The following is a 22358-nucleotide window of genomic DNA, read 5'->3' as shown; positions in this document are numbered from 1 at the left end:
CTTTAAATATGTCAAAAATCCTACTGGTCCTTAGTTTATTGTTAGCCTTTTTTGGTGTCAAAGCACAAGATTTTACTTTTGGACAATTAACCAACGAAGACCGTTTATTTGATAGGAATAAGATAGACAGCAATGCCAATGCGGTTTATTTGGATGAATATGGTACTTCACGTTTAACTTTTGATTCGGAGACCGGGAATATGAGAGTGGAGTTTTATTATCATGCCAAGATAAAAATATTTAATAAAGAAGGTTTTAAACAGGCAAATATTGTAATTCCCATCTATAATGGAGATAGTGATAATAGAAAGGAAATGATTTCTGAATTAAAGGCTTCTACTTTTAACTTTGAAAATGGACGTTATGAAGAAAACTTTATGGACAAAAAGGCCATTTTTACCGAAAACCGCTCAAAATACCTTTCTCTTCAAAAGTTTACGCTACCTAATATCAGGGAAAATTCTATTATCGAGTATAGCTATATCATCGAATCGCCCTATATCTTTAATTTTAAAACCTGGGAATTTCAGGGTGATATTCCTAAACTAAATAGTGTATATGTTGCCTTTATTCCTGCCAATTACAGTTATAATGTATCATTAAGGGGCTTTTACAAGTTAACCGATAACAAGGCAGAGCTGAACAAAGAATGTTTAAGGATTGCAGGAAAGGAAATGGATTGTTCCAAACTGACCTATACCTTAAAAAATATTCCCGCTTTTGTAGAGGAAGATTATATGACTGCTTCCAGTAACTACAAATCGGCCATTTATTTTGAATTGGCCGAAGTGCATTACCTTAATGGTTCCAGTCAAAAATATACCAAAACTTGGCAGAGCGTAGATAATGAGCTCACGGGCGACAAGAATTTTGGGGGCCAGATGAAAAGAAAAGATGCGTTCAAAGAAATTATGCCACAGCTTATAGCCAATGCGACAACAGATCTTGACAAAGCAAGAAACATTTACGATTATCTTAAGAAACAACTTCGGTGGAACAATTATTATGGAAAATATAGTGAAACCAATATCAAGAATGTGCTAGAAAACAGAACGGGTAACGTTGCAGACATCAATCTATCATTGATCGCCGCTATGTCTGCTGCAGGTCTGGATGCCGAAGCGGTAATCATTTCTACCCGTGAAAATGGTATGGTGAATAAGCTTTATCCCGTGATGAGCGAGTTCAATTATGTCATTGCCAAAGTAAATATTCAAGGAACAAGCTATTTGTTGGATGCTACAGAACCTCTTGCCCCTTTTGGCCTATTGCCCTTAAGATGTATAAATGATCAGGGAAGGGTGATCAATCTTAAAAAACCATCTTATTGGATAGACCTGAAGGCTTCTAAAAAAAGTTTAACCAATCACATCTTAACAGGAGAATTGTATGAAGATGGAAAGATTAAAGGAACCATTACAACAAGTAGAATAGGATATGATGGCATCAATCAGCGGAAAGAAATCAAAAAATATAATTCTATAGAAGAATACGTAGAAAAACTGGATGAAAGATTGACCAATATTAAGATCAAAAATTTTAAAATCAGCAATATTGATAGCGTTGAAAATGCCTTGATAGAAGAGTATGAAGTTGAATTTTCTGTGTATGACCCTAGTCACAAGGAGCAGAGTTACATCAACCCATTTTTTATAAATCCGATACGCAAGAATCCTTTTAACCTGAAAGAAAGAACCTATCCGGTAGATTTAGGTGCCGCCCATGAGGAAAGGTTATCGATAAATCTGCAATTGCCAGTTAATTATCAGGTAAAGGAAAAACCTCAAGACCTGTCTTTGGGCTTACCAAACAATATGGGGAGATACCTCCTACAGATTAGTCTTAACGACCGTAACCTCTTGATGAGCCAAGTGCTACAATTTAATAAGGCTATTTATACCTCAGAAGAGTATCATTACCTGAAAGAATTTTATAATCGGATTATTCAGACCCAAAAAATGGACATCTTATTGGCAAATGTCACTAAATAATGAGAAAAATTATTCTTACTTTACTAATCGTCATAGCCTTTACCCAAGTGAAGGCCCAATCAAACTATGCCGCTGATCTGATTTCCCCAAGCCTACGCAATAGAGCCAATGCCACCATAAGGAATAGTGAAACTATTGTAGATATGCGTGCTGCTGATAATGTGATCTTAACCCTTAAAACAGCCATCACCATATGGAATAAAAATGGCGATGGCTATGCTCAGCTAAATCTTTTTTATAACAAGAACATCAGCATCAAAAGCGTAAAAGGTGAAATTTACAACGAGTTTGGAAAGCTGACAGGTAAATTTTCATTAAGTGACTTTAGTGATGAAAGTGCAGTTAGTAATTTTTCGCTATTTGAGGACAACAGAATTAAACATTATGCTCCGACAGTAAATACTTATCCCTATACCATTGCCTATCAATATGAGATCAGGAATAAACAAAACCTGATTATTCCCGATTGGATTCCTCTCCCTGGCTTCGATATTGCAGTCGAAAAAAGTAGTTATAAATTTATCTGTAATGCTAAAGAAGAGCTACGTATCAAAGCAAATAACTATACAACCAAGCCAGAAGAAACGGAAAACGAAAAGTTCAAAAGTTTATATTGGCAGGTAGAAAACCTAGCAGCCATTAAATATGAACCCTATTCCCCACCCAGGGATACCTATTTGACTTCTGTTAAAATTGCACCCAAAAATTTTGTCTATTATAATTTTAAGGGGAGCTATAGCAATTGGCAGGAACTGGGCAAGTTGAGTTATGAATATTTGCTAAAAGGCAGGTCCGTATTGCCCACTAGTACACAACAACTGATTAAGGACCTGGTGAGAGAGGAGATGACCGATAAGGCAAAGGCTAAAAAGATATACGAATACCTGCAGCAAAAGACCCGTTACATTAGTGTACAGGTGGGTATTGGTGGTTTTCAGCCATTTAGTGCCGAAGAAGTAGATCGTTTGGGATATGGAGATTGTAAAGCATTGGTCAACTATATGCAAAGCCTATTAAAGGTGGTAGATATCGAATCTTATTATTGTGTAGTCCAGGCAGGAAATGAAAAAAAGAGCCTGATGCCTGACTTTGCCAGTATGGAACAGGGTAATCATATTATTTTATGTCTGCCTTTAAAAGGAGATACCACGTGGTTGGAATGTACCAATCAGGAAATTCCCTTTGGTTTTCTGGGCGATTTTACAGACGATAGGTTGGTATTAGCATGTACCGAAGCCGGAGGCAAATTATTACGAACACCAAAATTAAACACTCAAGGTAATCTACAAATGCGTCATGCGGATTTGCAATTGCTGAAAAATGGGACCCTTACCGGGGAAATTACAACTCGTTTTTCGGGTGCCCAATATGATAACCGTACCCACTTGCTTACCAAACCCCGTGTAGAGCAAGAAAAGTCTTTAAATGCCACTTATGGACTAAACAACCTTAACTTTGAAAAAATAGAGTTTGATCAGGACAAGGAAATTAACCCTATGTTAACTGAAAAGTTAAAAATTAGTGTAGACCAATATGCTTCACTTAATCATGATAAGCTATTTTTGAACCTTAACTTATTGAATATACAAAGAACCGTACCTGCTGTTAGAAACAGATTATTACCTATGTGCATCAATAGGGGGTTTACCGATATTGATAGTTTAACCTATCGATTGGATCCCGAAATTCTTCCTTTGGTTGTACCCCAAAAATATAAAATCAACAATCAATTTGGCACTTATGAAATGGAGGCCAAAATCATAAATGGCAGTTTGGCCTACTATCTCAGATTAGTGTTAAACGAAGGGACGTTTAAGGCAGATAGCTACAATGAATTTTATGATTTTATCAATGAAGTGAGCAATAAGGATCACTTAAAATTGGTGCTCAGCTTAAAAAAATAATACCTAAGCCAATTCCGATAATCATAAGCAGGTACATGATGATTTCTGTACTGGCAAATTGTTTGTACCTGGTCCAGAACGAATAGTCTTCTTTTTCTTTTGCCATCCGCAAATATATTAAAAAAGCCACAACAGTTATGCTGTCGTGGCTTTTTTAATATGATATGTTAACGTTATTTTTTGATGATCTTTTGTATATAGGTATTAAATTGATCTGAATATTTTAACAGATATACGCCAACAGCCATATTTTTCATATTAATAGAGAATTTAGAATCAGTTACCGCAATTTTTTTTATTGTCTTTTGATTTATATCTAAAAGGGTCACCGTTGCATTTTTCTCTGTTTTACCATTAATATTGCCATACAACGTTTCTACCACTGGATTAGGATACGCTGCTACGGAGAAATCTGTCAGGCTTTTCACATTTGCATTAACAATTTGAGAATATTGAGCATTTCCGTTTTCTTCAATTAGTTTTAAACGGTAATAGTTACCACCAAAACCAGGGCTTTCATCTGTATAATTATAATTAGATGCTTTTCCATTTGCTTTTATAGAAGCGATTTTAACAAAATTCCTACCATCAGTATTTCTTTCCAACTCATAAATATCACTAGCAAGTTCGCTCAATGAAGACCATTGGATTTTGTTCTTAGATCCCTCATTTTTCGCCGTAATATCTTTTAAATTTATTTTAAGTATGGAAATGGGGTACCAGGTAATACTTCCAACAAAACCTCTTGGATAGTTTGCCGGTGTTGACGGTGCGATTGTACCTCCCCAGCTAACTCCATTACCTGTAATTAAATTTACACCACCCCCACTAAAAGTATTTACTCCCGCTGAAAGCGTACTATATTGTAACGCATTAGTACTTAAAGCAAATCCGTAGGTAGTGTTGGCGGGAATAGTAACGGTTAAGCCATCAAGAACCGGTACAACGCCATTAGCGGTATTGCTATTTGAGATTACCGCTAATCCATCCGTTTTGTCCAGCTCCTACAATGCCACCGTCCCAAGGTAAAGCATTATCATTTATTGGATTTAAATTGTATAACAAAGAAACATTATTGGTGGCAATTGTTCCTAAATGGCAACTAATACTTCTAATCACAATAGGTACATTATTAGTGTTTTGTATGTTAAAAGTAACTAGAGCATTACTATTGTTATTCACATGGTTAGTTGAAATAACTGTTTGAGCATGTACCTTATTTGGGATAATCATTGCAACCAAACAGTAAAAGCCGAGCGTAATTAGCATTTTATTTTGTCTGAGCTTTAATAAAGAGTAATTGTGTTTCATATATTAATTTATTTAGTTTTAGTTATTGGAGATAAATAAAAAAGTCCACTTGTTAAACTCATAAAAGTGGACTTTTACGATATTTCAAACTGCACAGTTATTTACTCACTTCCTTTTTCCATTTGATGGTGCAGCCAATAGCCTTGGTTGAAGTTACTGTTGGCTTTTCCCCTTTTAATAACAGGTTTACGGCATTTTGCACATAATTCTCTCTTTGGTCATTGGCTTCCTGCTGGTCATTATCAATAGCACCTATATAGGCTACTTCGTTGCCTTTGGCAGTTTTTTGCAGAACAAAAACATGCGGTGTACGGGCTGCGCCATATTTTTTGGTGTAAACATGTTCTGGATCTTCCAAATAAGCAAAACTAAACCCTTTTTCTTTAGCTCTTTGCTGCATTTTCTCGTAAGTGTCGCCTGGAGAAGCCACTGGATCATTGGTATTAATAGCGACGACCGGATAACCTTTAGCCGCATACATTTTATTTAAGGCTTCAACCCTGGCCTCGTAAGCTTTTGATACTGGACAAGTATTACAGGTAAACACTACAATATAGCCCTTAGCATTTTTATAATTACTTAGCGATACATTTTTACCATCTACATTTTTTAAATTGAAATCGGCGGCTAAATCACCTACCTGATAACCATTCTGTGCACTTAAGGCAGTGATCAGAAACATTGATAAACAGGTTAACATTAACTTTTTCATTTTTTTTGGTTTAAATAATGATGATTATTTTGATTTAACTATTTCTAGGCTTTTAAGCAACTCACTATAGGTAAATTCCTTTTCATAAAAGGATCGGATCTTCTTTTGTGTATTAACAATTAAAGTAGCTGGTAGCGCACCAGACCAATCTTTATTTACACGATCTATAAATTTTTGTTGATCAGGTTCATCGATTAGATAAACTTCTGATTGTATCTTATGCTTGGCCACAAATGGAACAACCGCAGATTTAAGCTTAGACTTAAAATCAAGACTGACCAAAATTACCTTTAATGGCTTTTTTAAATTTTCTTTATGTAGCTGCTCAAAGGCAGGCAGTTCTGCTACACATGGCCCGCACCAAGTTGCCCAAAAATTAACAACATAGGTTGTATCTTCACCTTTGGTCATTCTTTGTTCCAACTCATTTAAAGTTAGTAATTTAACTTGGGCATTTACACTGTAACTTAGGTAGCACAATAAAAATGTTACGAAATATTTTTTCATGTTAGACAAGAATTCTAGTTAAAAACTTAGCAATGAACCGTATACCTACTGTAACTATTTATGAACAGTAGAAGAAAGTAATTTGTTTACCATTTCTTCTACATATTTTTGTTTTGGTTCAACATTTTCGGTGGGTTGATCATCTATATTGCCAATATACATTACCTGGTAGCCATTCGGTAGTTTTTTGAGTACAACAGCTTTTGGTGTTTGTCTAATGCCAAATAGCCAGGTGTATTTAAATTTTTCGTCGGCCACATAAGGAAAGGTGAAACCATTTTTAAGGGCCATTTTTTTCATTTCGGGCATGGCATCATAGGGATAATCTTTTTCATTATCTCCATAGGGACCAATGGCCACCACAGGATAACCTTTTGTTTTATATTGTTTATCCAATGACATTATCCTGCTTTCATAGGCCCTGCAATGGTCGCAACTGGGGGTCATAAAAATAAGAATAAATCCTTTTGCTTTGGTTTGTGCATTGAGGTCATAAATCTGGTCGTTGGTGCTCTTTAGGGCCAGATTGGAAAAGGTTTCTCCTACTTTTAGCACCTCTTGTGCCTTGGGCGCACCAGATAAGACAATTAAGAATATCAATAAGGAAAATTTATGCATGTTATGGTTACTTTAATGTTCCTGTTTTTACAATAGCCTTTTGGTAGACTGGCAAGCTTAGGTCTTCCACAATTACCCCTCTCGAAGTGGAAGCATGTACAAAGAAATCGCCATTTAAATAAATGCCTACGTGGTCTACCTCATTTCCTCCAAAAGAGAAAAATATCAGGTCTCCCTCCCTTAAACTATCCAAACTTCTTTTCTTCACTGCGTTGGCCTGATCTTTCGATCTACGTGGCAAAGTTTGCCCATAAATATCCCTTTGCAATAGATAGGCAAAACCAGAGCAATCTATTCCATTTTTATCCAAGCCGCCTAATTTATACTTTACCCCTGTCCAATCTGTAATAAAACGGTACAATGGTTTACTCTTCAGTTTCGACATGGCGTCGGCCGCACGTGCAGCTTTGGTTTCGTTGGTATATTTTCTGGAACCGCAGGAAGCCAGGAACAGCAATACGCACATGCATACCCATAATAAATAATTTCTTTTGATAGCTAACATCTTCGTTGTTTAAAGTTAATTGTATGCCTCATTATTATTTATAGCGTATTTAGCATTTTTTGCTCACCCTAATTTTTTATTAGACGCTGTATCTCATCTAATTTTAGTAAAGCTTCTACTGGGGTTAACGTATTTACATCTAAGTTATTCAACGAATCCCTGATCTTTACCAATACAGGATCATCAATGGCAAACATCTGCAGCTGATAAGCCTGATTTTGGACTTTTTTGATACTGTCCTTAATGCTTTGCCCCTCTGTCCTATCAATTTCCAATCGTTTGAGAATTTCATTGGCCCTATTGATGAGCTTGGCCGGCATGCCTGCCATTTTTGCTACCTGTATACCAAAGCTATGTTCGCTTCCGCCAGGAACCAATTTACGCAAGAAAATAACCTTGTTTTGCAGTTCTTTAATGGTTACGTTGTAATTTTTGATGCGAACCATGGTGTTTTCCAGGTCGTTAAGCTCATGGTAATGCGTGGCAAATAAAGTTTTTGGCCTTGCCGTAGGGTGTTCGTGCAAATACTCTGCAATTGCCCAGGCAATGGAAATACCATCATAGGTACTGGTTCCTCTTCCAATCTCATCTAACAAGATCAAACTCCTATCGGAAATGTTATTTAGAATACTGGCCGTTTCATTCATTTCTACCATGAAGGTGCTTTCTCCGCTAGATAAGTTATCGGAAGCACCTACCCTCGTGAAAATTTTGTCGACAATACCTACTTTGGCCGCTTTAGCCGGTACAAAGCAACCCATTTGTGCCATCAATACAATGAGGGCACTTTGTCGTAATATAGCCGATTTACCCGACATATTTGGACCAGTAATCATTAAGATCTGCTGGGTATCGTTGTCCAGAAAAACATCATTGGTAATATATTCTTCACCAACGGGCAAACGCTTCTCTATAACCGGATGACGTCCACCTTTGATATCCAATTCCTTCTTGTTATTGAGTTCGGGCTTTACGTAGTAGTTCTTTATGGCCAACTCGGCGAAACAAAGTAATACATCAAGCTGTGCAATCAAATAGGCATTGAGCTGTACGGGTTTAATGTAGTGTGAAACCTGGTACATGAGCTCATTATATAAACGAACTTCAATAGCCTGTATTTTCTCTTCGGCCCCAAGAATTTGCTCCTCATATTCCTTAAGCTCTGGGGTAATATATCTTTCGGCATTGACCAGGGTCTGCTTGCGGATCCATGTGCCTGGAACTTTATCTTTATGGGTATGTGTAACTTCGAGGTAATAACCAAAAACATTATTAAATGATATTTTTAAGGACGGAATACCTGTTTCTGCCACTTCCCGTTTTTGGATTTCTACCAAAAATTCCTTTCCGCCAAATGCAATTTTGCGTAAACGGTCAAGTTCTTCGTCTATTCCATCAGCTATTACATTCCCTTTAGCCAATAAAGCTGGTGGATCGGCCTGCAATTCCCTTTCTAGTTTTTCCTTTATACTTTTGCAGGGATTTAGTTGCGAGGCCAGCACCTCCAAGTAGGGATTTTTAGTTTGTTCAGCTAATTTCTTTACTTCTTCTATGTGGCCTAATGCCCTTTTTAATTGTAATAATTCACGCGGACCAGCCTTCTGTAGGCCCACTTTCGAGATGAGCCTTTCTAGATCGCCAATAGGTTTGATGTGTGCGAGTAGCTGTTGTGCCAATTCTTGTTTCTTGACCAGGAAATCGACCATGCCCAAACGTTCTTCTATAGGTTTCAGCTCTTTTAAAGGCATAATGATCCATTTGTGCAACATTCTGGCACCCATTGGGGTACAAGTTTCATCAAGCACATCGAAAAGAGTTACCGCGTTATCATTTGAAGAGCTTACCAACTCTAAATTACGGATGGTAAACCGGTCCAACCACATATACCTTTCTTCTTCTACTCGCGAAATGGAGGTGATATGCTGTAGGTTCCGATGCTCGGTTTCCCCTAAATAATAAAGTATTACCCCTGCGGCCACTACGCCAGAAGGCAATTTGTCTATGCCAAAACCCTTTAATGAGTTAACCTCAAAGTGTTTGGTCAATATTTCATTGGCATAATCATGGGTAAAAGCCCAGTCATCAATAGGATAAGTATAGAATTTGTCACCAAACTGATTGGCAAATTCTAAGCGCTTGCTCTTTTGAAAAACTACTTCTGTCGGTTTAAAGCTTTGCAAGAGCTTATCTATGTATTCTGTGTTGCCCTGTGCGATCAAAAATTCCCCAGTAGAAATATCGCAAAAGGCCACGCCCAAATTTCCCTTGTCAAAATAGACGGCAGCCAAATAATTGTTGGATTTCTGACTTAAGATATTATCACTATAGGCTACTCCGGGCGTTACCAGTTCGGTGACCCCACGTTTTACAATAGTTTTGGTCATTTTGGGATCTTCCAACTGATCGCAAATGGCTACCCTTTGTCCGGCCCTTACTAATTTTGATAAATAGTTTTCGAGCGAATGGTGTGGAAAACCCGCCAGTTCTAATGCTCCATTTGGACCTGTACCCCTTTTGGTTAGGACAATGCCCAATATATTGGCGGTTTTTACTGCGTCTTCGCCAAATGTTTCGTAAAAATCGCCTACTCTGAACAACAATAACGCACCCGGGTATTTAGCCTTAATGGTATTGTATTGCTGCATTAATGGTGTTTCTGTCTGCTTTGCTTTGGCCAAAATATTTCTAAATTACTAAAGTGTAAATATAGTATCTTGAGACTTAGGGGCGAAGTTTTTATTGAAATTTGTTGGGCAAGTTGCTTCGAAAAATGATCGAAACAACCTCGAAAAAACACGGTGCTTACTGTAATTACTTAGCTAGAAACGATATAGGCATTTAAACAGGATATAGATGACCGCCATAAGTTTACCGAAACGCCTCATGTGGTTGAAATGGGCCTACCACCTCAGAAACCCAAGAACGCCTAGGGTTATCTGAAATGCCCTAGGTGGTTGAAAAACAAAATGATCATTGGGAAAATTTATAATTGCTTAATATAAGCCAAAAATAGATCTAGTGCTTTTTTTTTCCCATCCGTCAGATCAAAATCTAATTTATGCAACAGATAATCGGCCAAATCGATATCTGGGTGTGAAGGTAATTCTTTTAACAGTTCCTTGCGATAAGACAAGCCTAATTTTAAAGCTTCATTAAATTCGTCGATAAAATGCTGTGGAATTTCTTTATTAGCTACCCAAGCTGCATAAACAAATGGTAGTCCCGTAAATTTCATCCACTCTTCGCCCATATCGTAAGCATAGGCAAAATCTGCTTTACGACCAAAAGTACGATCACCTATCAACACTTGCGCATCAGTTTCTATATTGTCATCCGTTATCAGTTCTACACTGGTCTTAAAATGGAATTTTAATAGCACTTTAGCCAGATTGTTAGAAGTACGAGATTGGGGGTCGAGCTTTAAAGTCTTAATCTGTTGAACAGGAACTTTAGAAAAAATAAACACCGAATTTACAGCACCAACTGAACCAATGCAATAAGCGCTAATGATACTTGCATTAGGAACAAAGGGAATAGCTGCTACCGGGATCAAGCCAATATCAACTTGGTTATGAATGAGCTTTGCTGCACAGTCTGAAGGAATATCTAAGCTTAGGTCAATTTTTTCTTTAAGAGCTGAATGTTCAATGCCATAAATAAATGGTTTGGTATTGGTATAAGAAACGGCTGATATTTTAATTTTGTTCAAGGTTATATATGGTTTAAATGGTCGGTATTATTAAAATCAATTAATACAAAACCATTTTCTGTTAGATTTAAACGATATAAAGTGGTATTTTGGTGAGGAAAGGTTTCCATATCGGACATGGGCTTGTTTAATAAAATACACAATAATAGACGTAAAGCCCTACCATGCATGCAAATTAATACACGTTCTTCCTCCGGGTGGTTTCTGATGTGCTCAAGGGCTTGTTTCAAACGGTCAGCCACCTCATTTGGACTTTCGCCACCACCAAATTTTGCATCGTAATTGCCGGCTTGCCATTCTTTCACTACTTCCCTAAAGGCAGATCTAGCTTCTTCTGTATTGGGTTTTCCTTCCCACTCTCCCCAAGCCAATTCATCTAATCCAGGTAACTGCTCCCAAGGCAAACCCAAATCAATAAACGGTTGAACTGTTTGATGTGTTCTTACTAAAGATGAAGTATATACCTTATCGAACTTAACATTTTTATAACTTTGGTAAAAGGCATTTGCCTGAGCGATACCAGTTTCATTTAAATCGGCATCTACTCCTCTACCCTGTACAATTCCCAATCTGTTCAGTTCTGTTTCTCCATGACGGATGATATATAGTTCTTTCATTTATTTTATTGAAATTTGTAATGATTAGAAGGTTTAAAAGTTGCAGCTAAGTAACATACAAATTTATGTCTAACCGCTAATTAACTACTGGCAACTTATAATATGATGGCTTTACCTCTTCCTCAAATATATGATCCGTATAATCGGTCACTATATTGTACAAGGTGTCGCGCTCAATAGGTTTTCTTTTTACGTGCCTGATCAATTCTACCAACTCTTGAGTGCTCATGGCAGGAGTTTGTTCCTCTGCGCCGGCCATCGAGTATATTTTAGTGGTGTCATCTAGCGTTCCATCAATGTCGTCGACCCCAAAATTCAAGCTCAATTGCGCAGTTTCCCTACTGATCATGGCCCAATAAGCTTTGATATGATCGAAATTATCAAGGTAAATACGCGATATGGCATAATTTCTTAAGTCTTCTATGACCGAAACTTCGGGCACATCGCTCATTTGGTTATTTTGGTTTCTGAACTTTAAGGGAATAAATGCCTGAAAACCACCAGTTCGATCTTGCAGCTCACGTAAACGCTCCATGTGATCTACCCTATGCCAAAACTGCTCTATGTGTCCATAAAGCATGGTAGCGTTAGAGCGCATACCTAATTTATGGGCCTGTTCGTGTATGTCTAACCACTGTTCTGCATTACATTTATCATGAGCAATCTTCTCCCTTACTTCTGGGTGAAAAATTTCGGCACCTCCACCCGGCATAGAATCTAGGCCAGCCTCTTTTAAATATTTCATGCCATCATAATGGCTTAACTTTGCTTTTTTAAAGATGTAATAGTATTCTACGGGAGTTAAGGCCTTGATATGAAGATCGGGACGATGGGCTTTTGCCTTCTTGAAGAAACTCGCATAAAAATCCAAGTTTTGTTTGGGCACTACCCCACCAGTAATATGTACTTCGGTAACTGGTTCATTATCGTATTTCTTAAGGATGTCAATCATTCCATCTACCTCCATTTCCCATCCTTCTTCTCGTTGCTTGATCATTCTGCTATATGAACAAAACTTACAGTCATATACACAGATATTAGTGGGCTCAATATGGAAATTTCTATTGAAATAAGTTAAATCGCCATGTTTTTTTTCACGGATATAATTGGCTAAAACGCCTAAATAGCCCAACTCGGCATGCTCATATAAATAAATACCTTCTTCAAAGTTAATGCGTACTCCGGCTTGTACTTTGAGGGCAATGTCTTTTAATGGCTGAGCTAAGTCTGGATTTTGTATGAGTATCTCTAATGATTGCACTATCGTTCTCCTTAAGATTTAGACAAATGTACAATATTGACCTAATTGAACATCATTTTCTTGTAAAAATGGATTATTTAGAAACGAAATAAAGAATGGGAAAGCGAATATATGGCCGGTGCTCGGAAAGCAAGTTATGGAAAGAAAAATAGCCACAGCATTAAGTATACTGTGGCTATCAAATGTGTATATTAAACTAATTATTTTACGGCTTTTACGTAGTTTAGTACAACATACGCAGTTCTTCCACCATATTCAATTGGCGATTTAAGTACTAAAGTATTATCATTGGCACCAGATAACAATAAACGGTAGCCCTCGGTTACATTTTTAGCCTTATCCCCTTCATATAGTTTTTTAAACTGAAAAGTTTCATCTGCTGTAGTCACCGACCAGAATATGGTTTGGGTTTTAGCACCACAACTGGCACTAGAAGGTAAGCTATAGCTTCCATTACCACTATTGGTTAAGTTCCAGGTACTCCCCACAAAACACTTATAAGAGTTTTCTCCCAAAAAGGACTTTACTGCTACATCTGGAATACCTTCAAAAGAAATATTGTTAAGTACCCAATTGCCGGTCACATTTCCCCTTCTTACAGCAGTAGTTCCAGAAGAGGTTTTTGGAGAGCAGCTTTCCAATACAATTAATGATGCCGAGAATAGCGCTATGGCTAAAAATAATCTTTTCATATTCTTAAATGGTTTTTGTAAAACTAATAACATAAATCTTGCCAAAATTAAATTATTTGGAGTATTTACAATTACATTTGTTCAATCGATGATAAAAATTCTATAAGTAGACCATGAAACCTGAAACCACCGCTATACATGCTGCAAATTTTGTAAAATTTAGTACAGGAGACGTAACCATACCCATTAGTTTATCTACTACTTTTTTTAGGGGCGAAGATGGTGGTTACCCAGGTGGACACATGTATAGTAGAGTAAGCAATCCGAACCGTTCGGCACTGGAAAAGGTGTTGACAGAACTAGAAAAAGGTGCAGATACCTGTGCTTTTTCTTCTGGAAATACGGCAGGAATGGCGGTCTTCCAGGCATTAAAGCCTGGCAGCCATATTATTGCACCTGATGATATGTATTGGGGCTTTAAAAAACAATTGATGACGATCTTTGCCGATACCCTGTCATTTGATTTTATTGATTTAACGAAAACAGCTGAAATAGAGCAGTTTATCAAACCAAATACCAACCTGATCTGGGTAGAAACGCCTTCTAATCCATTGTTGAAAATTACGAACATAGAAGAGCTTGGTAAAATAGCGAAAAAGCACCAGCTTATATTTGCGGTAGATAGCACCTTTGCTTCTCCTATTCTGCAAAACCCATTGACCTTAGGTGCCCATATTGTGATGCATTCCACTACAAAATATATTGGCGGACATAGCGATGTGTTAGGAGGAGCTTTAACTTTTGCACAAAAAGATGAATTTTGGGAGAAGATAAAAAATATACAGGAAACAGGTGGAGCTGTACCCTCGCCGTTCGATTGTTTTTTACTACTCAGAAGTATTAAAACCTTGGCTTACCGCATTAAAGGACATTGCGAAAACGCAGAAAAATTGGCGGATTATCTGAATCAACATCCAAAAGTTGAAACGGTTTATTATCCTGGATTGAGCTCGCATCCACAGCATGAAATTGCGAAAAAGCAAATGAAAGGTTTTGGTGGTATGCTTTCGATCCTTACCAAAGGTGGAGCGGAACAGGCCAAAAAAGTGGTGAATAAGGTGAACATTTTTAGTCAGGCCACGAGCTTGGGTGGTGTAGAAAGTTTAATCGAACACCGTGCATCGGTTGAAGGTCCTGATACTAAAACCCCACAAAATTTAATTCGGATCTCTGTAGGACTGGAACATATTGATGATCTAATAGCTGATTTAGAACAAGCATTAGCACATATTTAATTGTAAAAGTATTTTTATATTTAATTTATATCATTGAAAATCAAATAAATAAATTATTTTCAAAATTTTATTTTGCAATAAACACACTTTAACCCTATATTTGAAACATTATTTGAGAAATCAAATAAAAGTCAATTCCTGCCAGGTATTGATTTATAAAGAAGTGGCGAGAGACAGGCTCACTGACCCACTGGCAACCCTCCAAAAGAGAAGGTGCCAATTCCTGACCAAATTGCATGGTGCATTTTGGAAATATAAATTAATAAGATGAAACTAATTAATTCTGTTATTTCAAGAAACTCATTTTCCGAACAGGTTGGCAAAGATATTATTTGTACTCCCATTACCTCTAATTGCTGTACTATGCAGCCGTTTATTTGTATGTGCTGTGGCATATACAAACATTAATCAATCTTCCAACTTGTAATGATTTCACAATTCGGAAGGCCCTAAGAGATTAGGGTACGTAACCTCCCTATAACCATTTCCCAATATTAACATTAAACAACATATTCATATGTCACAAAATCTTAAATTCGAAACACTACAGATCCACGCTGGGCAAGAAATAGATCCGACTACAGGCTCTAGAGCTGTGCCTATATACCAAACGACTTCTTATGGCTTCAAAAATTCTGAACATGGAGCAAATCTATTTGCACTAAAGGAATTCGGCAATATTTATACACGTCTTATGAACCCTACTACCGATGTTTTCGAAAAGCGCATTGCTGCTCTAGAAGGCGGGGTAGCTGCACTAGCCGTAGCATCTGGGCAAGCAGCCCAATTCATTGCGCTAAACAACATTCTGCAAGCTGGCGACAACTTCGTTTCCTCTACCCACTTATATGGTGGTTCATACAACCAGTTCAAGGTAGCTTTTAAACGCTTGGGCATTACCGTAAAATTTGCCGATGGCGATAGCCCTGCTGATTTTGAAGCCCATATTGATGATAGCACAAAAGCCATTTATCTGGAAACGATTGGCAATCCTTCTTTTAGCATTATCGACTTTGAAAAAATAGCAGCCATTGCCAAGAAATATGATCTGCCTTTAATTGTAGATAATACCTTTGGTGCAGCGGGCTATTTATTTAAACCATTAGAACATGGGGCGCATGTGGTAGTAGAATCGGCTACTAAATGGATTGGTGGACATGGCACCAGCATTGGTGGAGTAATTGTAGACGGTGGTAACTATAATTGGGGAAATGGCAAGTTTATCCAATTTACAGAACCTTCAGAAGGCTATCATGGCCTGATATTTAACGATGTATTTGGCCAGAACGGGCCTTTTGGCAATATCCAATTTATTATTAGGGCACGTGTAGAAGGATTAAGAGATTTTGGACCTTCACAATCACCATTCAATTCATTTCTTCTTTTGCAAGGTTTGGAAACCTTGTCACTTCGTGTACAACGCCACGTAGAGAATGCCCTGGCCTTGGCCAAATGGCTAGAGAACCACGCCGCAGTTGCCAAGGTAAACTATCCAGGTTTAGAAAGTAGTCCATATCATGCCAACGCAAAAAAATATTTAACCAATGGTTTTGGGGCTGTATTAAGTTTCGAGCTTAAGGGAAGCAAAGAAAACGCTATAAAGTTAGTGGATAGCTTAAAGCTAGTTAGCCATTTGGCCAATGTGGGCGATGCAAAGACCCTTATTATCCAACCTTCCGCTACTACACATCAACAGCTTAGCGATAGCGAGCAGTTGGCTGCAGGAGTTACCCCTAACCTATTGCGTGTTTCTGTGGGAATAGAGCATATAGATGATATTAAAGCTGATTTTGAACAAGCATTTGCTTCTTTAAACTAATACGATCTACCTACGAAAAACAACATCACATCCAACAAAACAAAAATGAGCAATTCGTTAACCTATAAATATCCAAAAATATTCAAGCTAGAAAACGGAAAGAAATTACGTAATCTTGAAATTGCCTACCAAACATTTGGCACATTGAATGATAAAAAGGATAATGTAATTTGGGCTTGTCATGCTTTAACAGCAAACGCCGATGTACTAGATTGGTGGAAAGGGTTATTTGGTAGCAAGGCGCTATTTAATCCGGAAGAGCATTTTATTGTGTGTGCCAATATACTGGGATCACATTATGGTACCACTAATCCATTGAGTACTAATCCTGTTACCGGGCAGCCTTATTATTTGTCTTTTCCTGAATTTACCATTAGGGACATGGCCGAAATTCATCAGCTACTGGCTGTTCATTTGGGTATTCATACTATTAAAACCTTGATTGGTGGTTCTTTAGGTGGGCAACAGGCCTTGGAATGGTCTATTTCCAAGAAGATAATTATCGAAAACCTGATATTGGTAGCTACTAATGCCGTTCATTCCCCTTGGGGAATTGCTTTTAACGAAAGTCAGCGTTTAGCCATAGCTACCGATAGGACATTTTTTGCCAACCAGCCAAATGGGGGATTAAAGGGATTGAAAACGGCAAGGAGCATTGCCCTTTTATCTTATAGAACTTATGAAGCTTACAATGAAACCCAACTGGAAAGCGTAAATGATAAAGTAGCCGATTTTAGGGCTTCGTCGTACCAAAACTATCAAGGAGAAAAGTTGTGTAACCGTTTTAACGCCTATAGCTATTGGTATTTGAGCAAAGCGATGGATAGCCACAATGTAGGCAGAGGTAGAAAAAGTATTGTCGATGCCTTAAGGTTAGTCAAAACCAACACTTTGGTCATTGGCATAGAGAATGATATCCTCTTCCCCATTACCGAGCAACAATTTTTGGCCCAACACATTGAAAATGCCACATTCAGCAGCATCAAATGTGCTTATGGTCATGATGGTTTCTTGATAGAAACAGATAAGTTAACGAATATTATTGGTCATTTTTTAAAAGAGAATATAAACAAAAAGGTTATCAAATTACAGCATATCGCTTAAATTATAAAAGAATTATGAGTAAGAAACTTAAGATAGGATTATTTGGTTTTGGAGTTGTGGGCCAAGGCTTACATGATATTATTAAAAGCCAGAATTTAAATCTGGAAATTGTTAAGATTGCCATTAAAAATCCAGAAAAGAAAAGAACTTTAGAGGCGCATCTTTTTACCACTTCACATGATGAGATATTAGATAACCCAGAAATTAATACCATTGTTGAACTCATTGACGATGCCGATGCCGCTTATGGAATAGTTAAGCGTGCATTAAGTAGTGGTAAACATGTGGTTTCGGCCAATAAAAAGATGATTGCCACTCATTTAGAAGAACTGGTGCATATTCAAGAAAAATACGGAACTTCTTTATTATATGAGGGCGCTGTTTGCGGAAGTATTCCTATCATCAGAAACTTAGAAGAGTACTATGATAATGAGCTTTTGCATGGCATTAGCGGAATTTTTAATGGTTCGTCAAATTACATCCTTTCTAAGATATTTAATGAAGGAGCAAGCTATAGTGCTGCGCTAAAAGAGGCCCAAGATCTGGGCTTTGCAGAAACCGATCCCATTCTTGATGTTGGAGGTTATGATCCCAAATTCAAACTGACGATTGCTACGGCACATGCCTATGGATTATTCATCAACCCCGATAAAATATTAAACATAGGTATACAGAATTTAGGTGATGCGGACATCCAATATGCAAAAGAGAAAAACTTTAAGATCAAATTGGTGCCCACTACACGTAAAATTAGCACCAAACAGGTGGTTACCTATGTTTTGCCAAAATTTGTAAAAAGTGATGATTTCCTGTACAATGTAGAAAATGAATATAATGGTGTTACCGTACAGGCAGCTTTTGCAGACAAACAATTTTTCTTCGGTAAAGGAGCTGGTGGGCATCCTACGGGAGCCGCTGTATTATCGGATATTGCAGCCCTTCGTTACGACTATCGATATGAATATAAAAAATACCACCAACAGAATGGATTGATCCATACCGATAGGGTAAGCCTGGAAATCTATTTGCGTTACGTTCATGAATATACTGTAGAAAAATTACAGGTCGAAAATATATCCGAACGCTTTGTTCGTAATGATTATAAATATGTAATTGGTCATGTTACCCTAAAGAACCTATTGGAGCACAGAGAACTACTCTTGAATAAAGATGTATTTATTGCCCAAACAGGTAGGATCACTTATAGTGAGCAGGATATCAAGGCCATAGCTGAAGAGCATATACTGGTTAACTAAATTTATATTGTTTTGTTTTGATGGTAAAATGCCCAGATGGATGTCTGGGCTTTTACGTTTTAGCACTATTGAGGCATTTAATTGAATGAATTTTATAAATTCTTAATCTATTTAAGCCAATGCTGAAATAATTCTGATAACCATCTGATTCGATTCATTTCAGATCCTATTTATGCAAAACATCACCATTATCGATTGGGAAATAAGCTATTTTACCATTGTTCCACCAATTCTTAAATAATCGTTTAGCGAAACCTGCATTTGTTTGTTATTATATCCAAAGAAATACATCCTCAAGATTAGCTGCTGATTGGCATCAATATTTTGTAATTCCTTAATACCTGATAGGTAAAGTTTAGACTGAGGTGTTCCTTTCTCATTCACTTTACCCAAAGGAAAATCGTAATTGGTAATTTCTTTAAACGTTTTTCCTCCATTTACACTAAAATGCCATTTATATTTAACCACTTCATCTAAGTTCTTGCCCAACTTTAAATCAATGCTGGCAATATTCAGTTTATAGCCATCCAATGGCAATAGTTCTATTTCTATAAATTGACCATTGCTTACTGCGTTTTCCTTTACCTTAGTCGGCTTTAGGGCCTTTAATAAGATTCTGCCTTCACCATCAAGTTCTAATTGCACGCCTTTGCCGGCTTTAATTATTGCCGAACCAATTCCCTTTTCCATCCAGCTAGGCTTAATCTCATTTCCAATCTCAATTTTTTTCAGGTCAAAAATCAAAATATCCTTTGTTGTAGTTAGCGGATACAAATCGGCAGGCGAATTCGAAAGCTTTACATTTCTAAAGTTTTTGATGCGATGAAAAGTCATCATGTTCGCATCGTGATAACGGGCACCATACCAAGAAGTTCTGCTCACCAGAATAATATCATTGCCCTCAAATTGCCAATCGGCATACTGAAAACCAAATACATCCCAAGTGTTTAAAGGTGTTCCGCTATTCCATTTTGCAATATGATACCTTTCTTCCCAATTTTTCAAATCCTTAGAGGAATAAAGTGCCAAGATATTACGTTGGTGCCAGTTTCCATTGTAGGTCTCGGTAGAGTTTTTATCAAAATAGCTAATTTTATTTACCGCTGTCCAATAGCTTTTCGACAATGAATCGTACCTAATGGTAAACTTTGTTTCTGCTCCGGGAAACCATACATATTCTTCTTTCTTATTTTCAAAAGACACCTTTTTGCCATCATCAGATATAGAAATTACTGCAGCCACTTCATGGCGAGGTTTATCTGCGGCACTACCTTCCAGTTCATATTTTTGGTTTTTACCCAACCAACTTTCCAATCGCATAAAATCAACCAAGCTACCATCTGGTGCCACCACAATGTTGCCTTCCAGCCAATTTGGACGTTTGGCATTGAGCCATTTCTCTTCAAATCTTATCGAGTTCGATCTTGTCCAGCTAGAAGCCTTGAGCAGATCGGCATCAACAGGGGCAGAAATTACCAAGGCATGAAAATCCCTGCTCGCCTCCTCTACCAGCACTTCTTCATAAGCTCGCCAAATACGTCCTTTGTGTATCACTACAGGTACAGGTGCCGTATGGTATTTTCCCTTAAAAAGTACACCGTTATCTTCATCAATGCTTTGGGTCCAAGTTTTTCCACCATCAACAGATTTATGGATAATAACATCTCCAAAAGATCTACTGGTGCCCATCAAATATAAGGCACCTTTATGAATAAAAAGCCCACACCAATGGCCTACATCTACCTTTGTTACGAATTGCCAGCTAAGGCCTTTATTAGTACTTTTATGTATACCTACGCCCTTTGGCATATCCTGAGAGGCTATATAACTGCCATCTGGTAATATGACTATACTCGGTGAATATACTTTGTCTTTAAAAGGATCTTTACTTTGTACAATGATTGTCTCTGGAAACTCGACCTGTGAAAAAGAATAAGTACCTATACAAATAAAAATAATTAACAAAATGAGCGTTTTGGCAAACTGCCCTAGAATGGTATTTGGTTTCATGTGGATTAACAATGGCTATCAACAAATATAACTAATGAAGTATGATAGGTGATTCTGTTATTTTATCCTATCTGACCAAGATCTTATCATAAGTTTTTTTAGAAGAGCATTTGCATAACTGCCATCTCCCAACCATCTGGCTGTACACTGCACTCCTGATACAAAATCAGGATGCGTAGTTTTTCGCTTCTATCCGGCCTATTTAACTTGGGTTGGTTATGTTAATTGACATAAAGGATAACTTCGTCGTCCCTCCTCGCAAAGCCAACAAAAAGAATGTCATTGCGAATTTACGAAGCAATCTCAATAAAAAAGCTCCGCAAAATGTACGAAGCTTTTTATTCATTTTATTAAACTATAACATTTCTCTATTGATGTCCCAGTTTTCTAGATAATCGGCTACCCGACGAACAAAAGAGCCACCCAAAGCACCGTCTACTACCCTATGGTCATAAGATAATGAAAGAAACATCATGTGCCTAATGGCAATGACATCACCATATTCAGTTTCTAAAACTGCAGGCTTCTTTTTAATGGCCCCCACGGCCAATATGGCTACCTGTGGTTGATTAATGATCGGGGTACCCATTACATTGCCAAAAGAACCCACATTAGTTAAGGTAAAAGTACCATTCTGGGTTTCGTCAGGTTTTAGCTTAGAAGACCTGGCACGTGCGGCCAAATCATTCACCGCCTTGGTGAGTCCAACCAGATTCAGCTGATCAGCGTTTTTAATGACTGGGACAATTAAATTTCCTGATGGCAAGGCCGCCGCCATTCCAATATTGATATCTTTTTTCTTAATGATCTGTGTGCCGTTTACACTCACGTTGATCATAGGAAAATCCTTTATTGCCTTGGTAACTGCTTCTATAAAAATTGGCGTAAAAGTGATCTTTTCATTTTCTCTTTGTTCGAAGGTCTTCTTCACTTTGTTGCGCCAAAGCACTAGATTGGTGACATCAGCTTCTACAAATGAGGTGACATGTGGCGAAGTATGCTTGCTCATCACCATATGTTCGGCAATCAGTTTACGCATTCTATCCATCTCTATCATTTCGTCACCACCTGATACCGATACCGGTTTTGCTGGAGCTGCTGGAGAAG

At 37.6% G+C, this 22358-nt stretch carries 20 protein-coding genes and 1 riboswitch; of the genes, 6 read left to right on the top strand and 14 right to left on the bottom strand.

What is annotated here, in order from left to right; all coding sequences use genetic code 11:
* Positions 1-8: 8 nt before the first annotated feature.
* Both JHD79_RS18650 and JHD79_RS18645 read left to right on the top strand, forming a co-directional pair.
* Positions 9-1991, top strand: coding sequence for a DUF3857 domain-containing protein (locus tag JHD79_RS18650; RefSeq protein WP_199120870.1), 1983 nt, complete (start codon positions 9-11; stop codon positions 1989-1991).
* Positions 1991-3895, top strand: coding sequence for a DUF3857 domain-containing transglutaminase family protein (locus JHD79_RS18645; RefSeq protein ID WP_199120869.1), 1905 nt, complete (start codon positions 1991-1993; stop codon positions 3893-3895). The genes JHD79_RS18650 and JHD79_RS18645 overlap by 1 nt, the downstream gene beginning before the upstream one ends.
* Here the strand turns inward: JHD79_RS18645 and JHD79_RS23025 are convergent.
* The 12 genes from JHD79_RS23025 to JHD79_RS18590 all read right to left on the bottom strand — a co-directional run bounded on the left by JHD79_RS23025 (position 3879) and on the right by JHD79_RS18590 (position 13827).
* Complete coding sequence (locus tag JHD79_RS23025; RefSeq protein ID WP_255533949.1) at positions 3879-4001, bottom strand: hypothetical protein; 123 nt, start codon at positions 3999-4001, stop codon at positions 3879-3881. The two genes, JHD79_RS18645 and JHD79_RS23025, sit on opposite strands and share 17 nt — an antisense overlap.
* Positions 4002-4068: 67 nt before the next feature.
* Positions 4069-4530, bottom strand: a complete 462-nt coding sequence (locus JHD79_RS18640; protein ID WP_199120868.1) for a T9SS type A sorting domain-containing protein — start codon at positions 4528-4530, stop codon at positions 4069-4071.
* Between the two features lie 328 nt (positions 4531-4858).
* A complete protein-coding gene (locus JHD79_RS18635) occupies positions 4859-5206 on the bottom strand; it encodes a hypothetical protein (RefSeq protein WP_199120867.1) in 348 nt (115 codons plus the stop codon).
* 97 nt (positions 5207-5303) lie between these two features.
* Positions 5304-5918: a thioredoxin family protein gene (locus tag JHD79_RS18630; RefSeq protein ID WP_199120866.1), complete on the bottom strand. Its 615-nt coding sequence runs from the start codon at positions 5916-5918 to the stop codon at positions 5304-5306.
* Between the two features lie 24 nt (positions 5919-5942).
* On the bottom strand, positions 5943-6425 hold the full coding sequence (locus JHD79_RS18625; protein ID WP_199120865.1) for a TlpA family protein disulfide reductase: 483 nt from the start codon (positions 6423-6425) through the stop codon (positions 5943-5945).
* Between the two features lie 54 nt (positions 6426-6479).
* Positions 6480-7043 (bottom strand): redoxin domain-containing protein, encoded by a 564-nt coding sequence (locus JHD79_RS18620; RefSeq protein WP_199120864.1) that lies wholly within the window; start codon positions 7041-7043, stop codon positions 6480-6482.
* A 7-nt stretch (positions 7044-7050) separates the two neighbouring features.
* Positions 7051-7548, bottom strand: coding sequence for a C40 family peptidase (locus JHD79_RS18615; RefSeq protein ID WP_199120863.1), 498 nt, complete (start codon positions 7546-7548; stop codon positions 7051-7053).
* 68 nt (positions 7549-7616) lie between these two features.
* Positions 7617-10193 carry a DNA mismatch repair protein MutS gene (gene mutS, locus JHD79_RS18610; protein WP_199120862.1) on the bottom strand — a complete coding sequence of 859 codons (2577 nt, stop codon included), beginning with the start codon at positions 10191-10193 and terminating at the stop codon, positions 7617-7619.
* Positions 10194-10531: 338 nt separating this feature from the next.
* Positions 10532-11257 carry a menaquinone biosynthetic enzyme MqnA/MqnD family protein gene (locus JHD79_RS18605; protein WP_199120861.1) on the bottom strand — a complete coding sequence of 242 codons (726 nt, stop codon included), beginning with the start codon at positions 11255-11257 and terminating at the stop codon, positions 10532-10534.
* A gap of 2 nt (positions 11258-11259) precedes the next feature.
* Positions 11260-11874: a histidine phosphatase family protein gene (locus JHD79_RS18600; protein WP_199120860.1), complete on the bottom strand. Its 615-nt coding sequence runs from the start codon at positions 11872-11874 to the stop codon at positions 11260-11262.
* A 76-nt stretch (positions 11875-11950) separates the two neighbouring features.
* Complete coding sequence (gene mqnE / locus JHD79_RS18595; protein ID WP_370583356.1) at positions 11951-13135, bottom strand: aminofutalosine synthase MqnE; 1185 nt, start codon at positions 13133-13135, stop codon at positions 11951-11953.
* A 200-nt stretch (positions 13136-13335) separates the two neighbouring features.
* Entirely contained in the window at positions 13336-13827 is a 492-nt protein-coding gene (locus tag JHD79_RS18590) for a lipocalin family protein (RefSeq protein ID WP_199120859.1), read from the bottom strand.
* A gap of 113 nt (positions 13828-13940) precedes the next feature.
* Here JHD79_RS18590 and JHD79_RS18585 point away from each other — a divergent pair, with 113 nt between their 5' ends.
* The 4 genes from JHD79_RS18585 to JHD79_RS18570 all read left to right on the top strand — a co-directional run bounded on the left by JHD79_RS18585 (position 13941) and on the right by JHD79_RS18570 (position 19241).
* Positions 13941-15062, top strand: coding sequence for a PLP-dependent aspartate aminotransferase family protein (locus JHD79_RS18585; RefSeq protein ID WP_199120858.1), 1122 nt, complete (start codon positions 13941-13943; stop codon positions 15060-15062).
* 150 nt (positions 15063-15212) lie between these two features.
* Positions 15213-15323, top strand: a riboswitch (SAM riboswitch).
* A gap of 256 nt (positions 15324-15579) precedes the next feature.
* Complete coding sequence (locus JHD79_RS18580) at positions 15580-16881, top strand: O-acetylhomoserine aminocarboxypropyltransferase/cysteine synthase family protein (RefSeq protein ID WP_199120857.1); 1302 nt, start codon at positions 15580-15582, stop codon at positions 16879-16881.
* 45 nt (positions 16882-16926) lie between these two features.
* On the top strand, positions 16927-17985 hold the full coding sequence (gene metX / locus JHD79_RS18575; protein ID WP_199120856.1) for a homoserine O-acetyltransferase: 1059 nt from the start codon (positions 16927-16929) through the stop codon (positions 17983-17985).
* Positions 17986-17999: 14 nt separating this feature from the next.
* Positions 18000-19241, top strand: coding sequence for a homoserine dehydrogenase (locus JHD79_RS18570; protein WP_199120855.1), 1242 nt, complete (start codon positions 18000-18002; stop codon positions 19239-19241).
* Between the two features lie 207 nt (positions 19242-19448).
* Here JHD79_RS18570 and JHD79_RS18565 read toward each other — a convergent pair whose 3' ends face one another.
* The gene (locus JHD79_RS18565; RefSeq protein ID WP_199120854.1) at positions 19449-21251 is read right to left on the bottom strand and encodes a sialidase family protein; all 1803 of its coding nucleotides are present in this window, start codon (positions 21249-21251) and stop codon (positions 19449-19451) included.
* A gap of 355 nt (positions 21252-21606) precedes the next feature.
* A partial coding sequence (locus JHD79_RS18560; RefSeq protein ID WP_199120853.1) for a dihydrolipoamide acetyltransferase family protein occupies positions 21607-22358 on the bottom strand: 752 nt, incomplete at its 5' end.

This window comes from Pedobacter sp. ASV28 (assembly GCF_016428855.1).
In the GTDB taxonomy this organism is placed as follows: Bacteria; Bacteroidota; Bacteroidia; order Sphingobacteriales; family Sphingobacteriaceae; genus Pedobacter.
This window is presented reverse-complemented; position numbering and strand designations above follow the sequence as displayed.

Coding starts and splice junctions, on each gene's coding strand:
- JHD79_RS18650 (WP_199120870.1), top strand. CDS start 9: ATGTCAAAAATCCTACTGGTCCTTAGTTTATTGTTAGCCTTTTTTGGT.
- JHD79_RS18645 (WP_199120869.1), top strand. CDS start 1,991: ATGAGAAAAATTATTCTTACTTTACTAATCGTCATAGCCTTTACCCAA.
- JHD79_RS23025 (WP_255533949.1), bottom strand. CDS start 4,001: ATGGCAAAAGAAAAAGAAGACTATTCGTTCTGGACCAGGTACAAACAA.
- JHD79_RS18635 (WP_199120867.1), bottom strand. CDS start 5,206: ATGAAACACAATTACTCTTTATTAAAGCTCAGACAAAATAAAATGCTA.
- JHD79_RS18630 (WP_199120866.1), bottom strand. CDS start 5,918: ATGAAAAAGTTAATGTTAACCTGTTTATCAATGTTTCTGATCACTGCC.
- JHD79_RS18625 (WP_199120865.1), bottom strand. CDS start 6,425: ATGAAAAAATATTTCGTAACATTTTTATTGTGCTACCTAAGTTACAGT.
- JHD79_RS18620 (WP_199120864.1), bottom strand. CDS start 7,043: ATGCATAAATTTTCCTTATTGATATTCTTAATTGTCTTATCTGGTGCG.
- JHD79_RS18615 (WP_199120863.1), bottom strand. CDS start 7,548: ATGTTAGCTATCAAAAGAAATTATTTATTATGGGTATGCATGTGCGTA.
- mutS (WP_199120862.1), bottom strand. CDS start 10,193: ATGCAGCAATACAATACCATTAAGGCTAAATACCCGGGTGCGTTATTG.
- JHD79_RS18600 (WP_199120860.1), bottom strand. CDS start 11,874: ATGAAAGAACTATATATCATCCGTCATGGAGAAACAGAACTGAACAGA.
- JHD79_RS18590 (WP_199120859.1), bottom strand. CDS start 13,827: ATGAAAAGATTATTTTTAGCCATAGCGCTATTCTCGGCATCATTAATT.
- JHD79_RS18585 (WP_199120858.1), top strand. CDS start 13,941: ATGAAACCTGAAACCACCGCTATACATGCTGCAAATTTTGTAAAATTT.
- JHD79_RS18580 (WP_199120857.1), top strand. CDS start 15,580: ATGTCACAAAATCTTAAATTCGAAACACTACAGATCCACGCTGGGCAA.
- metX (WP_199120856.1), top strand. CDS start 16,927: ATGAGCAATTCGTTAACCTATAAATATCCAAAAATATTCAAGCTAGAA.
- JHD79_RS18570 (WP_199120855.1), top strand. CDS start 18,000: ATGAGTAAGAAACTTAAGATAGGATTATTTGGTTTTGGAGTTGTGGGC.
- JHD79_RS18565 (WP_199120854.1), bottom strand. CDS start 21,251: ATGAAACCAAATACCATTCTAGGGCAGTTTGCCAAAACGCTCATTTTG.